The 17,883-nt window shown below is 61.7% G+C and carries 16 protein-coding genes and 1 tRNA gene; 11 read left to right on the plus strand and 6 right to left on the minus strand.

Annotation, left to right across the window (positions count from 1 at the left end; translation table 11 throughout):
* Positions 1-59 precede the first annotated feature (59 nt).
* Positions 60-962 (plus strand): Stf0 family sulfotransferase, encoded by a 903-nt coding sequence (locus AXZ77_RS12245; protein ID WP_098411352.1) that lies wholly within the window; start codon positions 60-62, stop codon positions 960-962.
* Positions 963-1,012: 50 nt separating this feature from the next.
* On the opposite strand, the gene AXZ77_RS12250 is transcribed toward AXZ77_RS12245, so the two are convergent.
* A complete protein-coding gene (locus AXZ77_RS12250; protein WP_078522873.1) occupies positions 1,013-1,444 on the minus strand; it encodes a peptidylprolyl isomerase in 432 nt (143 codons plus the stop codon).
* Positions 1,445-1,674: 230 nt separating this feature from the next.
* On the opposite strand from AXZ77_RS12250, the gene AXZ77_RS19395 reads away from it, so the two are divergent.
* Positions 1,675-2,295: a hypothetical protein gene (locus AXZ77_RS19395; protein ID WP_141536271.1), complete on the plus strand. Its 621-nt coding sequence runs from the start codon at positions 1,675-1,677 to the stop codon at positions 2,293-2,295.
* 49 nt (positions 2,296-2,344) lie between these two features.
* Here the strand turns inward: AXZ77_RS19395 and AXZ77_RS12255 are convergent, their stop codons facing one another.
* From AXZ77_RS12255 to AXZ77_RS12270, 4 genes are all read right to left on the minus strand, one after another.
* Positions 2,345-3,085, minus strand: a complete 741-nt coding sequence (locus tag AXZ77_RS12255) for a YebC/PmpR family DNA-binding transcriptional regulator (protein WP_078542695.1) — start codon at positions 3,083-3,085, stop codon at positions 2,345-2,347.
* Positions 3,086-3,194: 109 nt separating this feature from the next.
* Entirely contained in the window at positions 3,195-3,590 is a 396-nt protein-coding gene (locus tag AXZ77_RS12260) for a hypothetical protein (protein ID WP_098411353.1), read from the minus strand.
* 12 nt (positions 3,591-3,602) lie between these two features.
* Positions 3,603-5,381, minus strand: coding sequence for an SLC13 family permease (locus tag AXZ77_RS12265; protein WP_098411354.1), 1,779 nt, complete (start codon positions 5,379-5,381; stop codon positions 3,603-3,605).
* A gap of 133 nt (positions 5,382-5,514) precedes the next feature.
* Complete coding sequence (locus AXZ77_RS12270) at positions 5,515-6,330, minus strand: TIGR00282 family metallophosphoesterase (protein ID WP_098411355.1); 816 nt, start codon at positions 6,328-6,330, stop codon at positions 5,515-5,517.
* 158 nt (positions 6,331-6,488) lie between these two features.
* Here AXZ77_RS12270 and AXZ77_RS12275 point away from each other — a divergent pair, with 158 nt between their 5' ends.
* The 3 genes from AXZ77_RS12275 (at position 6,489) to AXZ77_RS12285 (ending at position 9,465) form a co-directional block, all read left to right on the plus strand.
* Positions 6,489-8,507 carry an ASKHA domain-containing protein gene (locus tag AXZ77_RS12275; protein ID WP_098411356.1) on the plus strand — a complete coding sequence of 673 codons (2,019 nt, stop codon included), beginning with the start codon at positions 6,489-6,491 and terminating at the stop codon, positions 8,505-8,507.
* A gap of 169 nt (positions 8,508-8,676) precedes the next feature.
* Positions 8,677-9,237, plus strand: a complete 561-nt coding sequence (locus tag AXZ77_RS12280) for a fasciclin domain-containing protein (RefSeq protein WP_098411357.1) — start codon at positions 8,677-8,679, stop codon at positions 9,235-9,237.
* Between the two features lie 154 nt (positions 9,238-9,391).
* Positions 9,392-9,465 (plus strand) — tRNA-Gly (locus AXZ77_RS12285).
* Positions 9,466-10,116: 651 nt separating this feature from the next.
* Here AXZ77_RS12285 and AXZ77_RS12290 read toward each other — a convergent pair.
* A protein-coding gene (locus AXZ77_RS12290) for an IS3 family transposase (RefSeq protein WP_098411358.1) occupies positions 10,117-11,270 on the minus strand; the annotation gives its coding sequence in 2 pieces (ribosomal slippage) (positions 10,117-10,997 and positions 10,997-11,270; 1,155 coding nt in all).
* A gap of 174 nt (positions 11,271-11,444) precedes the next feature.
* Between AXZ77_RS12290 and AXZ77_RS12295 the strand changes: the two genes are divergently transcribed.
* The 6 genes from AXZ77_RS12295 (at position 11,445) to AXZ77_RS12320 (ending at position 17,679) form a co-directional block, all read left to right on the plus strand.
* Positions 11,445-12,092 (plus strand): exopolysaccharide biosynthesis protein, encoded by a 648-nt coding sequence (locus tag AXZ77_RS12295; RefSeq protein WP_098411359.1) that lies wholly within the window; start codon positions 11,445-11,447, stop codon positions 12,090-12,092.
* Positions 12,093-12,222: 130 nt separating this feature from the next.
* Positions 12,223-12,567 (plus strand): hypothetical protein, encoded by a 345-nt coding sequence (locus AXZ77_RS12300; RefSeq protein ID WP_098411360.1) that lies wholly within the window; start codon positions 12,223-12,225, stop codon positions 12,565-12,567.
* A gap of 413 nt (positions 12,568-12,980) precedes the next feature.
* A complete protein-coding gene (locus AXZ77_RS12305; protein ID WP_253732688.1) occupies positions 12,981-14,087 on the plus strand; it encodes a mechanosensitive ion channel family protein in 1,107 nt (368 codons plus the stop codon).
* 27 nt (positions 14,088-14,114) lie between these two features.
* A complete protein-coding gene (locus AXZ77_RS12310; protein ID WP_098411361.1) occupies positions 14,115-15,086 on the plus strand; it encodes a Gfo/Idh/MocA family protein in 972 nt (323 codons plus the stop codon).
* 21 nt (positions 15,087-15,107) lie between these two features.
* A complete protein-coding gene (locus AXZ77_RS12315; protein ID WP_098411362.1) occupies positions 15,108-15,905 on the plus strand; it encodes an SDR family NAD(P)-dependent oxidoreductase in 798 nt (265 codons plus the stop codon).
* 319 nt (positions 15,906-16,224) lie between these two features.
* Positions 16,225-17,679, plus strand: a complete 1,455-nt coding sequence (locus AXZ77_RS12320; RefSeq protein WP_098411363.1) for an MFS transporter — start codon at positions 16,225-16,227, stop codon at positions 17,677-17,679.
* Positions 17,680-17,883 lie beyond the last annotated feature (204 nt).

Here is a 17,883-nt window from a genome sequence, read left to right on the forward strand (position 1 = left end):
GCGCCTTGAGACCGTCCATGATATAGTAGCGAAAACGCCCCGGGACAAAAAGGTGAGTAATGGCACCCAACGATAGCTACAGACCGGCTTGCCTGCTCGTCTTTTCCACGCAGCGGACCGGCAGCACACTGCTTTGCGACTATCTGCAACGCGCGGGCTTGGGAAAACCGGGCGAATTTTTCCTCCTTTTGATGCGCAGCAAACCCCGTAATGAGATCACGCCTGCGGATTTCTTCGCCGCGGCTGAAATGGGGCGTGGCGAAAACGGGACCTCGGCGATCAACGTGATGTCGAACCAGCTTGCTCCGATCGCGGAAGCCTTTTTCGGCAAACCGGCCTATGAGGCTTTGGAGCCAGTGACGGCTCACGCACAGTTCATCGACGCCTATGCAAAAATCTTTGGATCGAGCGCCTATCTGCGCATCTCTCGCAGCGACCGCGTAGCGCAGGCGGTCTCGCGTCTCGTGCATCGAAAGAGCGGCGTCGCCCATGTGAAAGCCGGAGAGGCGCAACGCACGCCGAACCACAAAGCCGGCAGCGGCGATCCGGTCGACGAGATCACCGGGGCGGACCTTGCCCACGAAATCTTTCGGATCGATCAGGACGAAGCCCATCTCGATGCGGTTCTCGCGCAACTCGACCAGCCCGTTTGCGACCTCACCTATGAAGACCTGACCGAAGACCCGGAGCGACAGTTTCAGGCCATCTGGCAGTTTTTCGGTTGGGGTAATTTCGACATGCCCCTGTGCACGGACCACACGAAGGTGACCAAACCCGCGGATTTCACCGTTCTGCGCACGAAGCTTGCCGCCTATCTGGGGGCCGATCCGGAGAGCAGCGATGCGGACCTGCTCGCGCTGTGCCGGGCCCGCAATGCGCAGGAAGGTCACGGCACCCGCAGCGCGAAACGAACTGGCAGCCTGAGCAGGCTCCTGCGGCGCGGCGCCCGCTCGCGCGCATGAAAAAAGGCGCCACGAGGGCGCCTTCTCAAGCTCTGGAAGCAAACGCAGGCTTACGCGTCGATCTTGACGAGTTCGACGTCGAAGGTCAGCGCCTTGCCGGCGAGCGGGTGGTTCGCGTCGAGGACGAGTTCTTTCTCGTTCGCCTCGGCGACGGTCACGTTCACGGTCTGACCGTCCTGGGTCTGAACCTGAAGCTGGGTGCCCGGCTCGGTCGGGATGTCGTCGGGGATGTTCGCGCGGTCGACCGACTGCATGCGCTCGGGGTGATGCTCGCCATAGGCCTCTGCGGGCTCTACGCGCACGGTGCGCTTTTCGCCCTCTTCCATGCCGGTCACGCCCTTGTCGAGGCCGGGGATGATCTGGCCCGAACCGAGCGTGAAGGACAGCGGGTCACGGCCTTCCGAGCTATCGAAGACGGAGCCGTCATCGAGCTTGCCGGTGTAATGAAGATGCAGGGTGTCGCCAGCCTTTGCCTGGGTCATGGTGATATCCTTTCGCGGGGAGATGAATTTGCCGAGGCCACGGGGTTACGCGGGTGCTCGGAGCGTCACGCGACAAATTGGGGGTTCTGGGCGGGAATGTAAACCGGGGGGCCGAAATTCGGGCGGTTTGAGGCCGTTTGAGACGCTTTTACGGCGATTCTGCCTACTCTGGACGTTTTGTGTAAGTATGGGCACCATCAGAAGCGAAAAAGCTGAAAGGCTCGCGCGAGATGTGTTTCAGAAACGCAGTCGGTTTCTTCGAAAAAGGGCATAGTTACCTTCAGACGGCTGACTTCGTCGCACGCGGGGTGGAAGCGGGAAATCTCAAGCTCAACTTCGACGATCCTGTAGATTTTCTCTACGCTCATTCCCTGGAATTGATGCTAAAGGGCTGCCTTCTCCTGGACGACCCCGCAGCGAACCCGAACGAATATGGTCACGATACCTTGCGCCTTTTCGATGAAGTTCTGTCCCGGAAATTTGGCGGGAAAATCCTCGGCGCCGCTTGTGAAAATTTGCGCAACAACTGGAAGTCGCATCTCAGGAAAGCGCGCGACATCTATGCATTAAAATTTGATGTCGACGAGACTGCTTTGAGCGAACTTGGAATCGCGAGCAATGCTGAGATCGGAGAGGCGCTGCCATCGTTGCGCAAGCAAGTAAGCTGGATTGCTGAACGCAACAGAGCTTCTGGAGGGAAATTCCGTTATCCGGTTAATGAAAATTACCGGAGACAGATTGTTGATGCATTCGGCATTCGAATGGATGTAGTGCGAAGCTCAATTTCATGGGGATGCGCCGACATTTATCACGGTTTCCGCCGTCTTTGTTCAGAGGGAGATCACGAATAGAAAAAAGCGCCCCGGAGGGCGCTTTTATCAATTTTCGGTGCATATCGCCTTACAGCTGGGCTGCGACCTCTTCGGGCACGTCGAAATTGGCGGTGACGGATTGCACGTCGTCATCGTCTTCGAGCGTGTCGATCAGCTTCATCAGCTTCTGGGCGGTCTCCAGATCGACCTCGGTGCGGTTCTGGGGCTTCCAGATCAGCTTGGCTTCCTCGGCCTCGCCCAGTTCCTTCTCGAGCGCGTCGGAGACATCCGAGAGGTCTTCCATCGCGCAGTAGATCCAGTGGCCTTCGTCGTCGCTCTCGACGTCTTCGGCACCCGCCTCGATGGCGGCCATCAGCACGGTCTCGGCATCGCCCACGGAGGCGGGATAGATGATCTCGCCCATCCGGTCGAACATGAAGGACACCGAGCCGGTGGTGCCCAGATTGCCGCCGTTCTTGGTGAAGGTAGAGCGCACGTTCGACGCGGTGCGGTTGAGGTTGTCGGTCATCGCCTCGACGATCACCGCGATGCCCTCGGGGCCGTAGCCCTCGTAGCGGATCTCCGTGTAGTCATCGCCGTCGCCCGCTTGCGATTTCTTGATCGCGCGGTCGATCACGTCTTTCGGCATCGACTGGGACTTGGCCGCTTTCACCGCGAGGCGCAGGCGCGGGTTCTTCTCGGGATCGGGGTCGCCCATCTTGGCGGCGACCGTGATCTCCTTCGAGAGCTTGGAAAACATCTTCGAGCGCGCCGCATCCTGCTTGCCCTTGCGGTGCTGGATGTTGGCCCATTTTGAGTGGCCTGCCATGGGTATCTCCGTTCGGAATAGTCGCGAAATCGACCCCGTATAGTGCGCATCGGGGGGATGATTCAAGATCGATGGGTGGCGGGCGGCCTCTGCGCCCGTCGGGAGCGCCTTACTGCGGCAAGGTCAGCGTGCCCGCGCCGCGGCCGCGCGGCGGGATTTCCTTGGGCGTCTTGAACTGCCAGCGCCGCCCGGAGGCGTCTTTCAGCGTCACCTCGGCATAGGGCTGGAACAGGCCGCCCACGCCGCTGCCCGCGAGATAGCTGGGCTCGAAGCGCGTCACCTGATAGCGCATTGGGTACGGGCACCCGGCCAGATCGCCGGTATACTGGCCCGAGATATTCGCGCGACAGACCGTGCCGTCGATGAAGGAGACACGCATCACCGTGCCCTGAAAGCTGACATTGTCCGGCCAGGAGGGCGCGCGGCTGCCCTGCCCCGGCACACAGGCGGCGAGCGCGAGCGGTGCGAGAAGCGACAGGGCGGCGAGACGGGCGGCAAAGCGCATGGGGGAACCTCCTCAGAAGGGCCAGATCAGCGGGATCAGCAGGCAGGCGGTCAACCCGGTCACGATATCCATCGGGATGCCGACGCGCAGGAAATCGGTGAACTTATAGCCACCGGGGCCATAGATCATCATGTGAGTCTGATAGCCGATCGGGGTCGCGAAGGCCACCGAGGCCGAGAACATCACCGCCACCGCGAAGGGCCGCGGATCGAGCCCGAGGGCGGCGGCCAGCGAGATCGCGATCGGGGTGTAGATCACCGCCACCGCGTTGTTCGACAGCAACTCGGTCATGATGAGACCGAGGAAATAGACCACGATCAGCGCGAGCTGCGGCGGCAGCATCTTCAGCAAGGGCGCCACGCCCGAGACGATCATCTCGACCGCGCCGGAATGCTCCAGCCCCGCGCCGACGACGAGCATCGCGAAAATCAGCGCAAGCAGGCGGCCCTCGATGAAGGTGAAGGCCTCGTCGGTATCGATACAGCGGGTCACGAGGATGCCCGCCACCGCCACCATCGCCAGCGCGAGGATCGGGGCCACACCAAGCGCTGCGAAGACCACCACCGCGCCGAGCGCGCCCATGGCAAGCGGCAGATGCGAGCGGCGATAGGCGCGCGCCTGCGGTTTCGAGACGTCCACGAGGTCCATATCGGCGGCCAGACGCGCGATATCCTCGGGCGCGCCTTCGAGCAGCAGCGTGTCGCCCACCACCACGATCAGATCGTCGAGCTGGCGGCCGATATTCTGGTTCCGGCGATGCGCGGCCAGCGTGTAGACACCGTAGCGGCGGCGCAGACGCATATCGCCCAGACGCTGCCCGATCATCCGGCAGCCGGGCGAGATCAGCACTTCCACCGTCTCGGTCTGCACCGAGGACAGCTTGTCGACCATGCGCAGGTCGCGGTTCTTCTGCATCCCGAGAAGCTCTTCCATCTCGGAGCGCAGCACGACGCGGTCGCCCGCCATCAGCTCGACCGAGGCGAGGTCCCGGCGCAGCGAGGCATCGCCGCGCAGCACGTCGATCACCCGCACGCCCTCGCGCTTGAACGTGTCGGTCTCGAGCACCGACTCGCCGATCAGCCCGCTTTCCTCGGGGATCGCGACCTCGGTGAAATATTTCATCTTCGGACGGTCGCCGAGCATGAAGGAAAGCGATTGCCGCTCTGGGATCAGTTTCGGCGCGAAGATCGCGAGGAACGTCCCGCCGACCAGACAGATCGCGAAGCCCAGAGGCGCGATCTCGAAGATGGTGAAGGGCTCCATCCCCCGCCCCCGCATGACGCCATCGACGAGAATGTTGGTCGAGGTGCCGATCAGGGTGATCATGCCGCCCATCACGGTGACATAGCTCAGCGGCATCAGCAGCCGCGAGGGCGACAGGTTCAGCTTGCGCGCGACCTGAATGAAGACCGGGATCATCACCGCGACGACGGGCGTGTTGTTCATCACGGCGCTTGCGAACATCGTGACCCCGAACATCAACAGCACGGTCAGCTTCGGGTTCTGGTCGATCCGCGATTCCGCGTAGCGCGTCATCGCGTCGAGCGCGCCGGTGCGCACCAGGGCGCCGACGATCAGGAACATGAAGGCGATGGTCCAGGGCGCGGGGTTCGACAGAATCGCGGCTGCGTTCTCGTAGGGCACGAATCCGAAGATCAGCATAAGGGCCGCGCCGGCCATGGCGGTGACCTCTGGCGGCCATGTCTCGCGGACGAACATGACGAACATCCAACCCACGACCAGCATGGCCGCGATTGCCGTCTCGGTGCCGGTCAGGGGCAGTTGGATCATGTAAGGTTCTCGCGTAAGCGCATCGGCCCGATACTATCGACACGTGTTGCACGAGCAAGCGCGCTCTGATCGCTGCAGAGGAAATTTGCAGGCAAACGCATAAGCTTCGGGCAGAGACGAACCGGCGCCGCGCTCAGAGCGGCCCCGATTGCGAGAGCCTGCCGCCGGTGCGCACAGCCTCGCAGCGGGTGGCGCGCCCGGTCTTGTCATCGGTCTCGACATAAAAGCCGCACAGCGTCACCGGACCGCGGGCGGGCGAGAAGCGCTCCTTCGACATGCCGGTCACGAAACGGCGCATCGGTTCGGCCTTCGCCATGCCGATGACGGAATCGTAATCGCCGCACATGCCCGCATCGGAGAGGTAAGCGGTGCCTTTCTCGAGAATCTGCGCATCGCCCGTGGGCACATGGGTATGGGTACCCACGACGACGCTCGCGCGCCCGTCACACCAATGGCCCATCGCCATCTTCTCCGACGTCGCCTCGCAATGCATATCCACCAGCGCCGCCTGCACCGCCCCGCCCAGCGGGTAGCGCTTCAGCTCCGCCTCGATGGCCGAGAAGGGATCGTCGAAGGCGCGTTTCATGAACACGTTGCCCAGCACCTGCGCCACCAGCACCTTGCGCCCGCGCCGGTCCTGGAACACCCGCGCGCCTTTGCCCGGCGCTTCCTTGGCGTAGTTCACGGGACGGATGATGCGCGGCTCGCTCTCGATGAAGCGCAGCATGTCCTTCTGATCGAAGGCGTGATCGCCCAGCGTCACCACATCCGCGCCCGCATCCAGCAGAAGCTTCGCGTGATCGCCGGTCAGCCCCATGCCGCCAGAGGCGTTCTCGCCATTGACCACGACGAAATCGAGGCGCCACTCCTCGCGAAGTTTCGGCAGGGTTTCGGTGATCGCGGCGCGGCCCGCGCGGCCCATCACATCGCCAAGAAAGAGTATCTTCATGGCCCGATTAGATAGAACGCGCCGCTGGGGAGAGCAATGGGCGGCGCGCATCGGCTGCATGATGATGATGACGATTTCTCATGCAGGCGCGTCGGTTGCGGGCTTTGCTCTGCCCGGCTTGGGCCCTAGAACGGGGGCAAGGAAAACGGGAGCGCGATATGGCCGACGACGTGCAGGTGATCTTTACCCCCTCTGGAAAGCGGGGGCGCGTGGCGCGTGGCACAAGGGTGCTCGCGGCGGCGCGCAAGCTGGGGGTCGATCTCGATTCCGTCTGCGGCGGGCGCGGCGTGTGTTCGAAATGCCAATGCACGCCCTCCTTCGGGGATTTCCCGAAGCTCGGCCTGCATGTGGAGCCGGACGCGGTCAGCCCGATCAACGCGGTCGAGGAACGCTATGACCGGATTCGCGGGTTGAAGCCGGGGCGGCGTCTGGGCTGCCAGACCGAGATCCGCGACGACGTGGTGATCGACGTGCCGCCCGAAAGTCAGGTCCACAAACAGGTCGTGCGCAAGGCGGCCTCCGAGCGCGTGATGGAGATGGATCCGGCGACGCGGCCCGTCTATGTCGAAGTGGCCGAGCCGGATATGCACCGCCCCGAGGGCGACCTGCAGCGGCTCTCGCAGGCGCTGGAAAAGCAATGGCAGATCAAGGGCGTGCGCGCCGATCTTGATGTGCTGCGGATGCTGCAGCCCGCGCTGCGCAAGGCCGATTGGAAGGTTACGGTCGCGATCCACGATGCGGGAGACGGGCCGCGCGTGACCGGCATCTTCCCCGGCGTGCGCGAGGTGCCGCTTTACGGGCTCGCGATCGACCTCGGCTCGACCACCATCGCGGGGCATCTGGTCGCGCTCGATGACGGGCGGGTGCTGGCGAGCGCCGGCGTGATGAACCCGCAGATCCGCTTCGGCGAAGACCTGATGAGCCGGGTCTCCTACGTGATGATGAACCCGGGCGGCGATCAGGAAATGACCAATGCGGTGCGCGATGCGATGGGCGATCTGGCGCGGCAGCTGGCGGGCGAGGCGAAGGTCGAGACGGGCGAGATCGTCGAGGCGGTCGTGGTCTGTAACCCGGTCATGCACCACCTGCTGCTGGGCATCGACCCGGTCGAACTGGGTCAGGCGCCCTTTGCGCTGGCGACCTCGGAAAGCCTTGAATTCGCCGCGCGCGAGATCGGCATCGAGGCCAGCCCCGGCGCGCGGGCCTATATCCTGCCGCTGATCGCGGGCCATGTCGGCGCGGATGCGGCGGCGGTGGCGCTGTCGGAGGCTCCGCAGAAGCGCGACGACCTGTCGCTGATCGTCGATGTCGGCACCAATGCAGAGATCATTCTCGGGAATAAACAACGGGTTCTGGCCTGTTCCTCACCCACCGGCCCGGCCTTCGAGGGCGCGCAAATCTCCAGCGGCCAGCGTGCCGCGCCGGGCGCGATTGAGCGTATCGAGATCGACCCCGAGACCAAGGAGCCGCGCTTCAAGATCATCGGCAACGACCACTGGTCGACCGATCCCGAATTCGGCACGCCCCGGATCACCGGCATCTGCGGCTCGGGCATTATCGAGGCCGTGGCCGAGATGCGGATGGCCGGGATCGTGGACACCTCGGGGCTGATCGGCTCGGCCGAACAGGTCGGCACACCGCGCTGCGAGCCGAACGGGCGCACCCATGAATACGTCATCTATGACGGCGGCGAGGAAGGCCCGCGCATCACCGTCACCCAAGGCGACATCCGCGCGATCCAGCTGGCGAAATCCGCGCTCTATGCGGGCGCGCGCCTCTTGATGGACGAGATGGGCGTGGACACGGTCGACCGCGTGGTGCTCGCGGGTGCGTTCGGGGCGCATATCTCGCCCAAGCACGCAATGGTGCTGGGGATGATCCCGGATGCGCCGCTCGATCACGTCACCTCGGCGGGCAACGCGGCCGGCACCGGGGCGCATATGGCGCTGTGCTCGGTGAAGGCGCGGCGCGAGATCGAGGCGCAGGTGCATCAGATCACCAAGGTCGAGACCGCGATCGAACCGCGCTTCCAAGAGCATTTCGTGGCCGCGAACGCGCTGCCGCATGCCACCGCCCCCTTCCCCGAGCTGCGCAAGATCGCGCCGCTTCCGGAGGTCAGCTTCAACACCGGCGGATCGGGCGAGGATGGCGGACGCAGGCGCCGCCGGCGCGGCTGAGGCGGGCCTTCGGGCCTCGCCTTCGGGCGCTGCGAGACGTCCGTTTTCAGGCCGGATCAGGCCGCACACGGTTTCGTGATAAGACATAAGTGATCGGCGCGCCCCAAGCGCGCCGTAACCCTTGTGCTTTGGCGGGGACAACCGTCGCTCAACAGGGAGGAAAATCCTTATGTCTATGAAATTCCGTGCATTCGCCGCTTCGCTCACCGCAGCTGCAACGCTGGGCCTCGCCCTGCCCGCGCTGGCAAACCCGATGGTCGGTGGCGCGAAAATGTATGAGAGCAAGCCCATCGCAGCCAATGCCTCGGCTGCTCCGAACCTGACCACGCTGGTCGCAGCGGTGAAAGCGGCGGGCCTCGTCGACACGCTCGCTGGCCCCGGCCCGTTCACCGTCTTCGCGCCGACCAACGCGGCCTTCGACAAGCTGCCCGCGGGCACCGTCGACACGCTGGTGAAGCCGGAGAACAAGGAGATGCTGACGCATATCCTGACCTGCCACGTCGCCAAGGGCGTGATCACCGCAGAGAACATCATGGCGACCGTCAAGCGCGGCAACGGCATGGCGACGATCAAGACGCTCGGCGGCTGTGATCTGACCGCGATGGTCAAGGACGGCATGGTGATGCTGAAGGACCCGAAAGGCGATGTCGCGACGGTTCAGACCGCCGATGTGAAGCAGAAGAATGGCATGGTCCACGTGATCGACACCGTGCTTCAGCCGAAGATGTAAACCGACCCCGCGCCTCGTCTCCCTAATTTCCGCGCGGCGCCTGGCGTCCGGTGAGGTCCTCCTCGCCGGGCGCTTTTTTGTGAGCGCACCCGAGGACGCGCGCGATCCCTCTTGACCGTGGCTTTCGGCTGGAATACCTCTGCGCTCGCACCATGCGGGTATGATGTAATGGTAGCCTGTCAGCTTCCCAAGCTGAACGCGCGGGTTCGATTCCCGCTACCCGCTCCAAGCTCCCATGACGGCAAGGCATTGTTTTAAAAGAAACAATCCAACCTCATAGCGGAGAAAAGCTTTTGGCTGATTTGCTGACGGAGAAGCCAAAGCGGGACATAAATCGACGGAAACTCCCGGAGAGTCCCGAAGAAACTCCCGAAGCAGATGGAACCGATCATTGGTGCAGTTCTCTTTTACAGTCCGATACTTGAGACGTAACGCTCCGTAACGCCCGCCACAGACTGCATGCCTATCAATCTCCGCGACTACCGGCGACGATTTGACGATCTCTGGAAGGGAAAGCTCCAGCATGCCTAGATCAAGAAGCCCTGATTGATTGTTTTACGCACAAGCATGAGACTTCTTGGAAGGATCACAGAAAATGACCGGTTTCACCGCACACATGGGTTGATCCAACTTTTCGAACCGGCATTTCAATCGGAAAGGAACTGGCGATGGTCTCAAGACGGAACACTCACTTTCAATCGCACGCGCGAACAGGCGTTCCCCTCGTTGAGAACCAAAACGAGTGCTTTCTGATTGCCTAACGCTGGTGAGCACGTAGCGAAAGAGCGCCGAATGTGGAGTTGGCGTCTCAAGCGGGTGTCTTGTGCGAGCTTTGGTGTTTGAGCTACTCCCCGTCTCTTGGACAGGATCTGGCGTAATTTAAGCTACTCTTTGCACCTGCTGATCGGGTTGGTTGATATCATGTCTCTGCCAATAGACCAGCGCCGGTGGCTTGCCGCCGAGGGCTGAGTGAGGGCGCTGGTGGTTGTAGAAGGTCATCCATTTCCGGATCGCCGCCTTTGTCTCCGATCCTGTCTCCCAGGCATGCAGGTAGACGCATTCGTATTTCAGGGTTCGCCACAGCCGCTCGATGAAGATGTTGTCGAGGAATCGGCCTTTCCCATCCATCGAGATGCGCACGCCCGACCGGCGGAGCCGATCCGTCCAAGCGAAGGACGTGAACTGAGAACCCTGATCCGTATTCATTATCTCGGGCGGGCCGAACTTGTGGATGGCTTCGTTCAGCGCCTCGACACAGAAGTCGGCCTCCAGGGTGTTCGAGATCCGCCAAGACAGAACCTTGCGGGTGTGCCAGTCCATGATCGCCACGAGGTAGAGGAACCCGCGCCGCATGGGCAGGTAGGTGATATCCGAGCACCAGACCTGGTTCGGGCGATCCACCCGCAGACCTCGCAGCAGGTAGGGATAGGTCTTGTGCCCCTTCGCCGGCCTGCTTGTGTTGGGTTTCTGGTAAATCGGCATGAGCCCCATCAGGCGCATCAGTCGCCGTATCCGCTTCTCGTTCACCAGGTGGCCGTCGTTACGCAGGTGCCAGGTCATCTGGCGGACACCGAAGAACGGGGTCTCCAGGAACTGCTCGTCGATCTGCCGCATCAGGCCGAGGTTCTGTTCGGTTTCGCCCTTCGGCTCGTAGTAATAGGATGAGCGTGCGATCGACAGCAGCTTGCACTGCTGCCCAATCGACAGATCCGAATGGTTCGGCTCGATCATGCCACGCCTCACTTCCCGCCCCAAGGCTTCAGCTTTCGTTCCAAAAAAGAGTTGGCCACCGCCAGCTCCCCGATCTTGGCGTGGAGCTCCTTCACCTGCTCCTCGTCGATCTCGGGCTTCCTTCGGCCCCCGCGCTCGAACACGCCCGACGCGCCTTCGAGCAAGGCCCGCTTCCATTGATGGATCATCGTTGGATGCACCCCGAACCGGCTCGCCAGCTCGGCCGCTGTCTCTTCACCCTTCAGGGCTTCCAGCGCGACCTTTGCCTTGAACTCGGGTGCGTGCTGCTTGCGTTTCGACATCTCTGATCTCCTTCTCGTCGAAGATCAGCAGACTGCAAATCGTAGCTTATGTCAGTGTCCGAATTTCAGGGGGTAGCTCAAAACTCTTGGCTCGGACCGCGCGAAGGCCTTTCACGTCCGGCGGCACCCTCGCGCAGTCAGGAACATTCATCCTGCGGAGCAGTTGCATTCTCGATGAGAGAGAATGCTAAACAATCACTAAGCGGGGGAAGCATATCCGGCGCAGCTGAGGGCAAAGCCAAAGCAGGTCCGTCGGCGGTTCCGCAGGTGGTCGAGCGAGTGAAGCGGCTCACGCGAGGCAGGCAAACGATTACACTTAGCCAATTAACCGAAGAGATCGGGTCCCAAGGTCACGCGCCGCTGCTAATGATCGCCTCGATCTTCATGATCCTGCCAATCGGATTGATCCCTGGCATTGGGGGAGCGCTCGGATCGCTAGTCGCACTAATCGGGCTTCAAACGCTCCTAGGACGGAATGGCGTCTGGTTACCTGAATTCTTCGGGAAGCGCGAAATATCGGCAGAACGTGTCCACGCTGCAGCTGCAAGACTGAACCCCGGCGCTGCTTGGCTCCGTCGACATTTACATCGCAGATGGGAGCCCCTCGCCTGCGGTAGCATTTCGGTCTCGGTGATTGCAGTGATACTTATCGTCACTGGAAGCTCGTTGCTCATTCTCGGGGCCATTCCCGTCGCCACTCCTCTAATCGGGCTTCCCATCGCGGTATTCGCGGTCGGAATATTGGGCCGTGACGGCATTGTTGTCGCAGCTGGTTATGTTCTGCTGTTCATCGTTGGCGGAACTGTATGGCTAATGCGCTGAACCGGACCATGTGACGGACCGTTCTTATAACGACAAAATCGCCTTTGACTGTCCAAGCAGGAACTTGGTTTGCCTACTTCTCGTTTAACACAAGGACCGAGACGGGTCAGTTGAAAGCCGGAGGCGCTCGATGACGAAGAAGGACGCACGCGAAAACCCCGACGGCAAGGCGAACTCTGGTTCGGCAGAAGCAAGCCAGCTGCGCGAGACGATCGACCGTGGCGGCACCGGCGACAAGGTGGCATTTAGCGACCCCGCCGCCGCGCCCTTAGGAACCGATGACGAAGCGGCCGGAACCTCGCCCTCGCTTCAACAGGTGCGCATGGCACAAGAACATGAAGGACGACACGGAGTGGCCGAGAACCGCAAACCCGGGCCCGCGGAAATTAATGGTGGAATGAGTCGGTGGGCGCTGCTCGCCATTGCCTTCGTCGTGCTATTCGTTTCCGCAGTCGCCTGGGTCGCAATTAGCTAGACCTAAAAAAGCCCCGCGACCAAAGTCTCCCAAGAGGTGGACCAATCGAAAGTTTGCGGAAACCGAAGCGAAGCCCGCGTGTTGATTATCGTAGGTCGGCGATCACTGAGATACGCCGAAACCGTGCCCAAAACTTAGCTCCCTGATCGAACTCGCAGGAGGCGTCCTCTTGAAACATGCAAATTTCGTCCGAAGCTTGATCGAGCACCCAATATTGGCTGACTACTTGACGTCAGGCATGGCCTTTTCGCTACCGACGACGCGAACGCCAACTGCAGACTTACACTTTCTCATATCCAAGCATCCTCTGGGGTGGGAGCGACTTCCCGCAACTCGCTTCAGTCATCCCGGCAAGGAGCCTGCGCTTCGGCGCGGGACAGGCGTCGGCTCTATGATCTGGCCTGGACGACGCAATGGTTCTCGCAATGCGAATTCTTGAACTCATCCGAGAGGCGGTCGCCAAAGGCCCTCAATGGCTCGGGCCTGCGATTGTTTTAATTGGTGCGCTTCTACTCTCGTTGCTAGTGCATTGGGCGGTCTTTCGCATCCTTAGGAGGTGGGTAGAGGCAGATAATGGCATTGCCGGCTCGTCCTTGCGGCAAGCGAAGAGACCGATGCGGTTGGCTTTCGTGCTGGCCGCATTGGCGATCACTGTCCCCCGCACCGATCTGCCTTGGCGGATACAGGACGTTTTGGGGCACATATTTCTGATCCTGCTGATCGTTTTGATAGGTTGGACCTTCATCCTTGTAACCCAACGATTGAGCGACCGCGTGATCCGTCGCCAACGGATGGACCTGGACGACAATCTCGCCGCACGCAAGCTCGTCACGCAGTTCCGCGTGTTACGGCGAACCGCCACGATCCTGCTGGTGATCTTTACCGTCACGGGTGTGCTACTGACCTTCGAGCCAGTGCAGAAATATGGCGGAAGCCTGTTCGCCTCCGCAGGTGCGGCGGGGCTGATCCTCGGGCTGGCAGCGCGACCTGTCCTCGCAAACCTGATTGCGGGCATCCAGATCGCCATCACCCAGCCGATCCGGTTAGAAGATGTGGTGATCGTGGATGGCGAGTGGGGCTGGATCGAGGAGATCTTCGCCACATACGTTGTTGTGCGGATCTGGGACTGGAGACGGATGCTGGTGCCGCTGAGCTATTTCATCGAACAGCCCTTTCAAAACTGGACCCGTGAAAATGCGTCGATCATCGGTGCCGTGCACTGGTATCTCGACTATACGGTGCCTACGACCGAAGTGCGCGAAAAGCTCGAGGAGATCGTCCGCGAGTCTCCGCATTGGGACGGTCAAGTGATCAACCTTCAGGTCACGGATGCCGACAAGGACGCCGTCGTGCTCCGTGGCTTAATGAGTGCACGCACCTCTCCGCAGGCTTGGGACCTGCGTTGCGAAGTGAGAGAGAAGCTGATCGCGTGGCTACAGGAAGCCTACCCCGAAGCACTCCCGAGGCTGCGCGCGGAACTCGTTTCGTCGCCTGCTGATACGGGCGCGACGCCAGCCTGATCCGCGTCCGACAACAGGAGAAGTGGCATGGAAGACGATACAGACATTTCGACCCTCGCGTTACTTGGCGGGGCGCATGTGCATCTGCCGGACCACCTACAGCACATGAAGGCGCGCGGCTTTCGCGTCGGGTTTGTGCATGACCGCGATCTCGAGCGGCGCGACCGGCTTTGTGCCGAGCTTGACGCCAAGCCGCTCACCACGCTCGACGAGCTTGTCGGCTTGCAAGCAGCGGGTGCCGTCGTCTGCAGCGAGACAGCCCACCATGCCATTGATATCGGAGCGGCGCTCTTAGCGGGACTCCCGACCTTTTCGGAAAAGCCACTCACCGGCAGCGCTCGCGACGCCGAGGTCTTGGCGCAGCAATCAGCCAAGGCGGGAGTAATATTGCACACCGCGTATTTCTTCCGGACCCTCCCCGCCCTGCGCAAGGCGAAAGACTGGATTTCCGAGGGGCGTCTGGGCACGGTGCGATCGGCGAGGATGCTCTTCAATCATGACGGCGGCTATGCGGATTGGCTGGATCTCGACTGTTGGATGACCGACCCGGAGCTTGCCTGCTACGACGGGTTCGTCGACGAGGCAGTGCACGCGATCGACGCTTTGCAGTGGATCTTGGGCCCCGTCCGCAAGGGAAATGCGGTCACCGGCAACGCGCTGGGGTGGCCCTTGAACGATCACGGCGCCGCAATCCTGCGCTTTGCGAGCGGCGCTACCGGCGTCGTCGAAGCGGGCTGGACCGACACCCGGATGCGGCTCGAGTTGGACCTCGTGGGCGACGCCGGGGCGATTTCGCTGAAGAATGGCGAGATGACCCTGACACTGCGCGGGGCCGAGAGTCCGACCGAGCGCGTGGTGCTCGATCCGCTCGATGCGGGCACCGGCATCGTGCCCTTTCTGAGCGCGCTTAAGGGCCGTGCCGCACCGGGGCTGGTCTCGGCTGGCGAGGCGGCGCGCGTCAACCGGGTGCTGGACGATCTCGGGCTTCGGCTCAACTGAACACGCGAAAGGAGCACGACGATGGATTATGGACTTCACGGCAAAACCGCCCTGGTCACGGGCGGTGCCTCGGGTATCGGCAAGGCCGCCGCCAGAACGCTGCTGGCCGAGGGCGCGCAGGTTATCCTCGTGGATCTCAAGGGCGACGAGGTGTCCCGCGCCGCCAAGGAGCTCGGCCGCGGCACCTGTGCCCTTCAGGCCGATCTGCGCGATCCGAACCAGATCAAGGGTCTCGCAGCAACCACGCAGGAGCGCTTCACCATGCCGGACATCCTTGTCTGCGCGGCCGGTGTCACCGGCGCCAAGGGGCACCCGCTAGAGATGACGGACAGTGACTGGCATGACGCGTGGGAGAGCGATTTCATGTCGGTCGTCCGCACCGTGCGCGCCTTCGAGCCGACGATGGAAAACCGTGGCTGGGGTCGGGTCGTAATCCTATGCTCCGAGAATGCGGCGCAGCCTTATGAAAACGAGGCCGTCTATAATGTCGCCAAAGCGGCCCTTCTGAATTTCGCCAAGGGGCTGAGCGGGGTGGCCGCGCGCCGGGGCGTGCTGGTCAATTGCGTCTCCCCCGCCTTTATCGAGACCCCCATGACCGACGGGATGATGACCCAGAAAGCTGAGGCGGAGGGTGTCAGCCGTGATGAGGCCGTCCAGAGCTTCCTGAAGTCGGAACGTCCCTGGCTGGCGCTGGAGCGGCGTGGAAGACCGGAGGAAGTAGCCGCAGCCATCGCCTTCCTTTGTTCCGAACAGGCCAGTTTCGTCGTCGGCGCCAACTACCGTGTGGATGGAGGGTCCGTCGCCGCGATTGCGATTTGATAGTCAAAGATTGGACAAATACTTAAAAAACGCATTATCCGCTAGATCGGCATCACAATGATCCCGCGTGACCTCGAGACGCTTCCGGCCCCTCAAGACGCTTCCGGCATCGTCTAATTTCGGTAGGATCGTCAAAAGTTTGACTCTGCTTTTGCGGGATTTCTCCGCTGCGGTGAGCGCCCCTTACGTTTGCCCTTCTCTGGCAACTCAATGATTGCAGCCCAGAAAACCTGCCCCCTGCACAGGAACATCCCTGATCAGCTCGCGTTGTGGTCAAAAGCAATTGACCGAGGAAAATTTGATCTGAGAGGAGGCTGTCATGGCTGGCGCAACAGGGCAAACGGTTCAAACAGACATTCCCGCCCGTATGGATCGATTGCCGTGGTCTCGATTCCACCTGACGATCATCGTCGCCCTCGGCGTCACCTGGATTCTCGACGGCCTCGAAGTCACCCTCAAGGGGGCCGTCTCCAGCGTCCTTCAAGAACCCGAGAGCCTCGGCTTCACGAGTTCGCAGATCGGGATGATCGCGTCCTTCTACATCACCGGGGCGGTTCTTGGCGCGCTCTTGTTCGGCTATCTCACGGATCGTTTCGGGCGTAAGATGTTTTTCTTCATCACGCTCGCCGTCTATCTCGTCGGCGCACTCCTGACAGCCTTCTCCTGGAACCTATGGAGCTTCGTGGCTTTCCGGTTCATCACCGGTCTTGGCATTGGCGGCGAATATGCCGCGATCAATTCGACGATCGACGAGATGATCCCTGCCCGCGTGCGCGGTCAGGTCGCGCTTGGCGTGAATGGGTCCTACTGGCTCGGTGCCGCGCTCGGCGCGCTATCGACAATCGTGCTGCTAAACCCAGACTATCTCCCGGTCGATATGGGCTGGCGTCTCGGTTTCGGCATCGGGGCTGTGCTTGGCGGCATCATCCTCTACATGCGCCGCCATCTTCCCGAGAGCCCGCGCTGGCTCGCCACGCATGATCGGCTGGACGAGGCCGAAGATATCGTGAGCGACATCGAGAAGCGCACGAGCGAGCAAACCGGCGAAGAGCTCTCGAAGGTGCCGGACGACGACAAGATCAAGATCCGGCCGCAGAAATCGTTCTCTCTGATAAAAATTGTCAAGGCGATGTTCTCGACGCACCGGAAACGGGCGTTGCTCGGCCTCGTCCTGATGAGTTCGCAGGCGTTTCTCTACAACGCGATCTTCTTTACCTACGCGCTCGTTCTGTCGAACTTCTTCGACGTCCCCTCAAAGAGCACCGGACTCTATCTTGTGCCTTTCGCCATCGGCAACTTTCTTGGCGTGATTGTTCTGGGTCGACTGTTCGACAAGATCGGCCGCCGGGTGATGATCTCGCTCAGCTACGGCCTGTCCGCAGCCATCCTGATGGCTACCGGTTACATGTTCGCCCAAGGCTACCTGACCGCCATTACGCTCACGGCGCTCTGGTCAGTGATCTTCTTCTTCGCCTCGGCGGCTGCAAGTTCCGCCTATCTGACGGTGAGCGAGGTGTTCCCGCTCGAGACGCGTGCGCTCGCGATTGCGATCTTCTATTCGATCGGCACGGCGGCTGGCGGCATCGTTTCGCCTTGGATCTTCGGCATGCTGATCGACACTGGCTCCGCTTGGAACGTGTTCTACGGCTACCTCTTCGCCGGTGCGCTGATGACAGTGGCCGCCGTCACTGAAGCGGTCATCGGGATCGATGCCGAACAGGAGTCCTTGGAGGACGTGGCAGATCCTCTCTCCGCCGAGGAGGCGAGCCAGTAACGGATCTGCGCCGCAAACCGCGAAGCCAGCGACCCGAAACATGAGCATATGTCTATGCCGAGCCGTGCGATCGCCATGCGCGCGCGGCTCGGGCGCGGTTTCCGGGGCTGAGAACCATGTTATTGCAGCAGGGAAACTTGGTGAATCGTTTGTTCGACATTCTCGACGCCCAGCCCAATGACGACTGAGACGCTGAATGTCTTC

This window comes from Thioclava sp. ES.031 (assembly GCF_002563775.1).
Lineage (GTDB): Bacteria > Pseudomonadota > Alphaproteobacteria > Rhodobacterales > Rhodobacteraceae > Thioclava.

Bases quoted from the DNA above. Each gene is read 5' to 3' on its own strand.
- AXZ77_RS12295 (WP_098411359.1), top strand. From the start codon at position 11,445: ATGAGAGAGAATGCTAAACAATCACTAAGCGGGGGAAGCATATCCGGC.
- AXZ77_RS12280 (WP_098411357.1), top strand. From the start codon at position 8,677: ATGTCTATGAAATTCCGTGCATTCGCCGCTTCGCTCACCGCAGCTGCA.
- AXZ77_RS12245 (WP_098411352.1), top strand. From the start codon at position 60: ATGGCACCCAACGATAGCTACAGACCGGCTTGCCTGCTCGTCTTTTCC.
- AXZ77_RS12300 (WP_098411360.1), top strand. From the start codon at position 12,223: ATGACGAAGAAGGACGCACGCGAAAACCCCGACGGCAAGGCGAACTCT.
- AXZ77_RS12260 (WP_098411353.1), bottom strand. From the start codon at position 3,590: ATGCGCTTTGCCGCCCGTCTCGCCGCCCTGTCGCTTCTCGCACCGCTC.
- AXZ77_RS12270 (WP_098411355.1), bottom strand. From the start codon at position 6,330: ATGAAGATACTCTTTCTTGGCGATGTGATGGGCCGCGCGGGCCGCGCC.
- AXZ77_RS12305 (WP_253732688.1), top strand. From the start codon at position 12,981: ATGGTTCTCGCAATGCGAATTCTTGAACTCATCCGAGAGGCGGTCGCC.
- AXZ77_RS12250 (WP_078522873.1), bottom strand. From the start codon at position 1,444: ATGACCCAGGCAAAGGCTGGCGACACCCTGCATCTTCATTACACCGGC.
- AXZ77_RS12255 (WP_078542695.1), bottom strand. From the start codon at position 3,085: ATGGCAGGCCACTCAAAATGGGCCAACATCCAGCACCGCAAGGGCAAG.
- AXZ77_RS12315 (WP_098411362.1), top strand. From the start codon at position 15,108: ATGGATTATGGACTTCACGGCAAAACCGCCCTGGTCACGGGCGGTGCC.
- AXZ77_RS12265 (WP_098411354.1), bottom strand. From the start codon at position 5,381: ATGATCCAACTGCCCCTGACCGGCACCGAGACGGCAATCGCGGCCATG.
- AXZ77_RS12310 (WP_098411361.1), top strand. From the start codon at position 14,115: ATGGAAGACGATACAGACATTTCGACCCTCGCGTTACTTGGCGGGGCG.
- AXZ77_RS12320 (WP_098411363.1), top strand. From the start codon at position 16,225: ATGGCTGGCGCAACAGGGCAAACGGTTCAAACAGACATTCCCGCCCGT.
- AXZ77_RS19395 (WP_141536271.1), top strand. From the start codon at position 1,675: ATGTGTTTCAGAAACGCAGTCGGTTTCTTCGAAAAAGGGCATAGTTAC.
- AXZ77_RS12275 (WP_098411356.1), top strand. From the start codon at position 6,489: ATGGCCGACGACGTGCAGGTGATCTTTACCCCCTCTGGAAAGCGGGGG.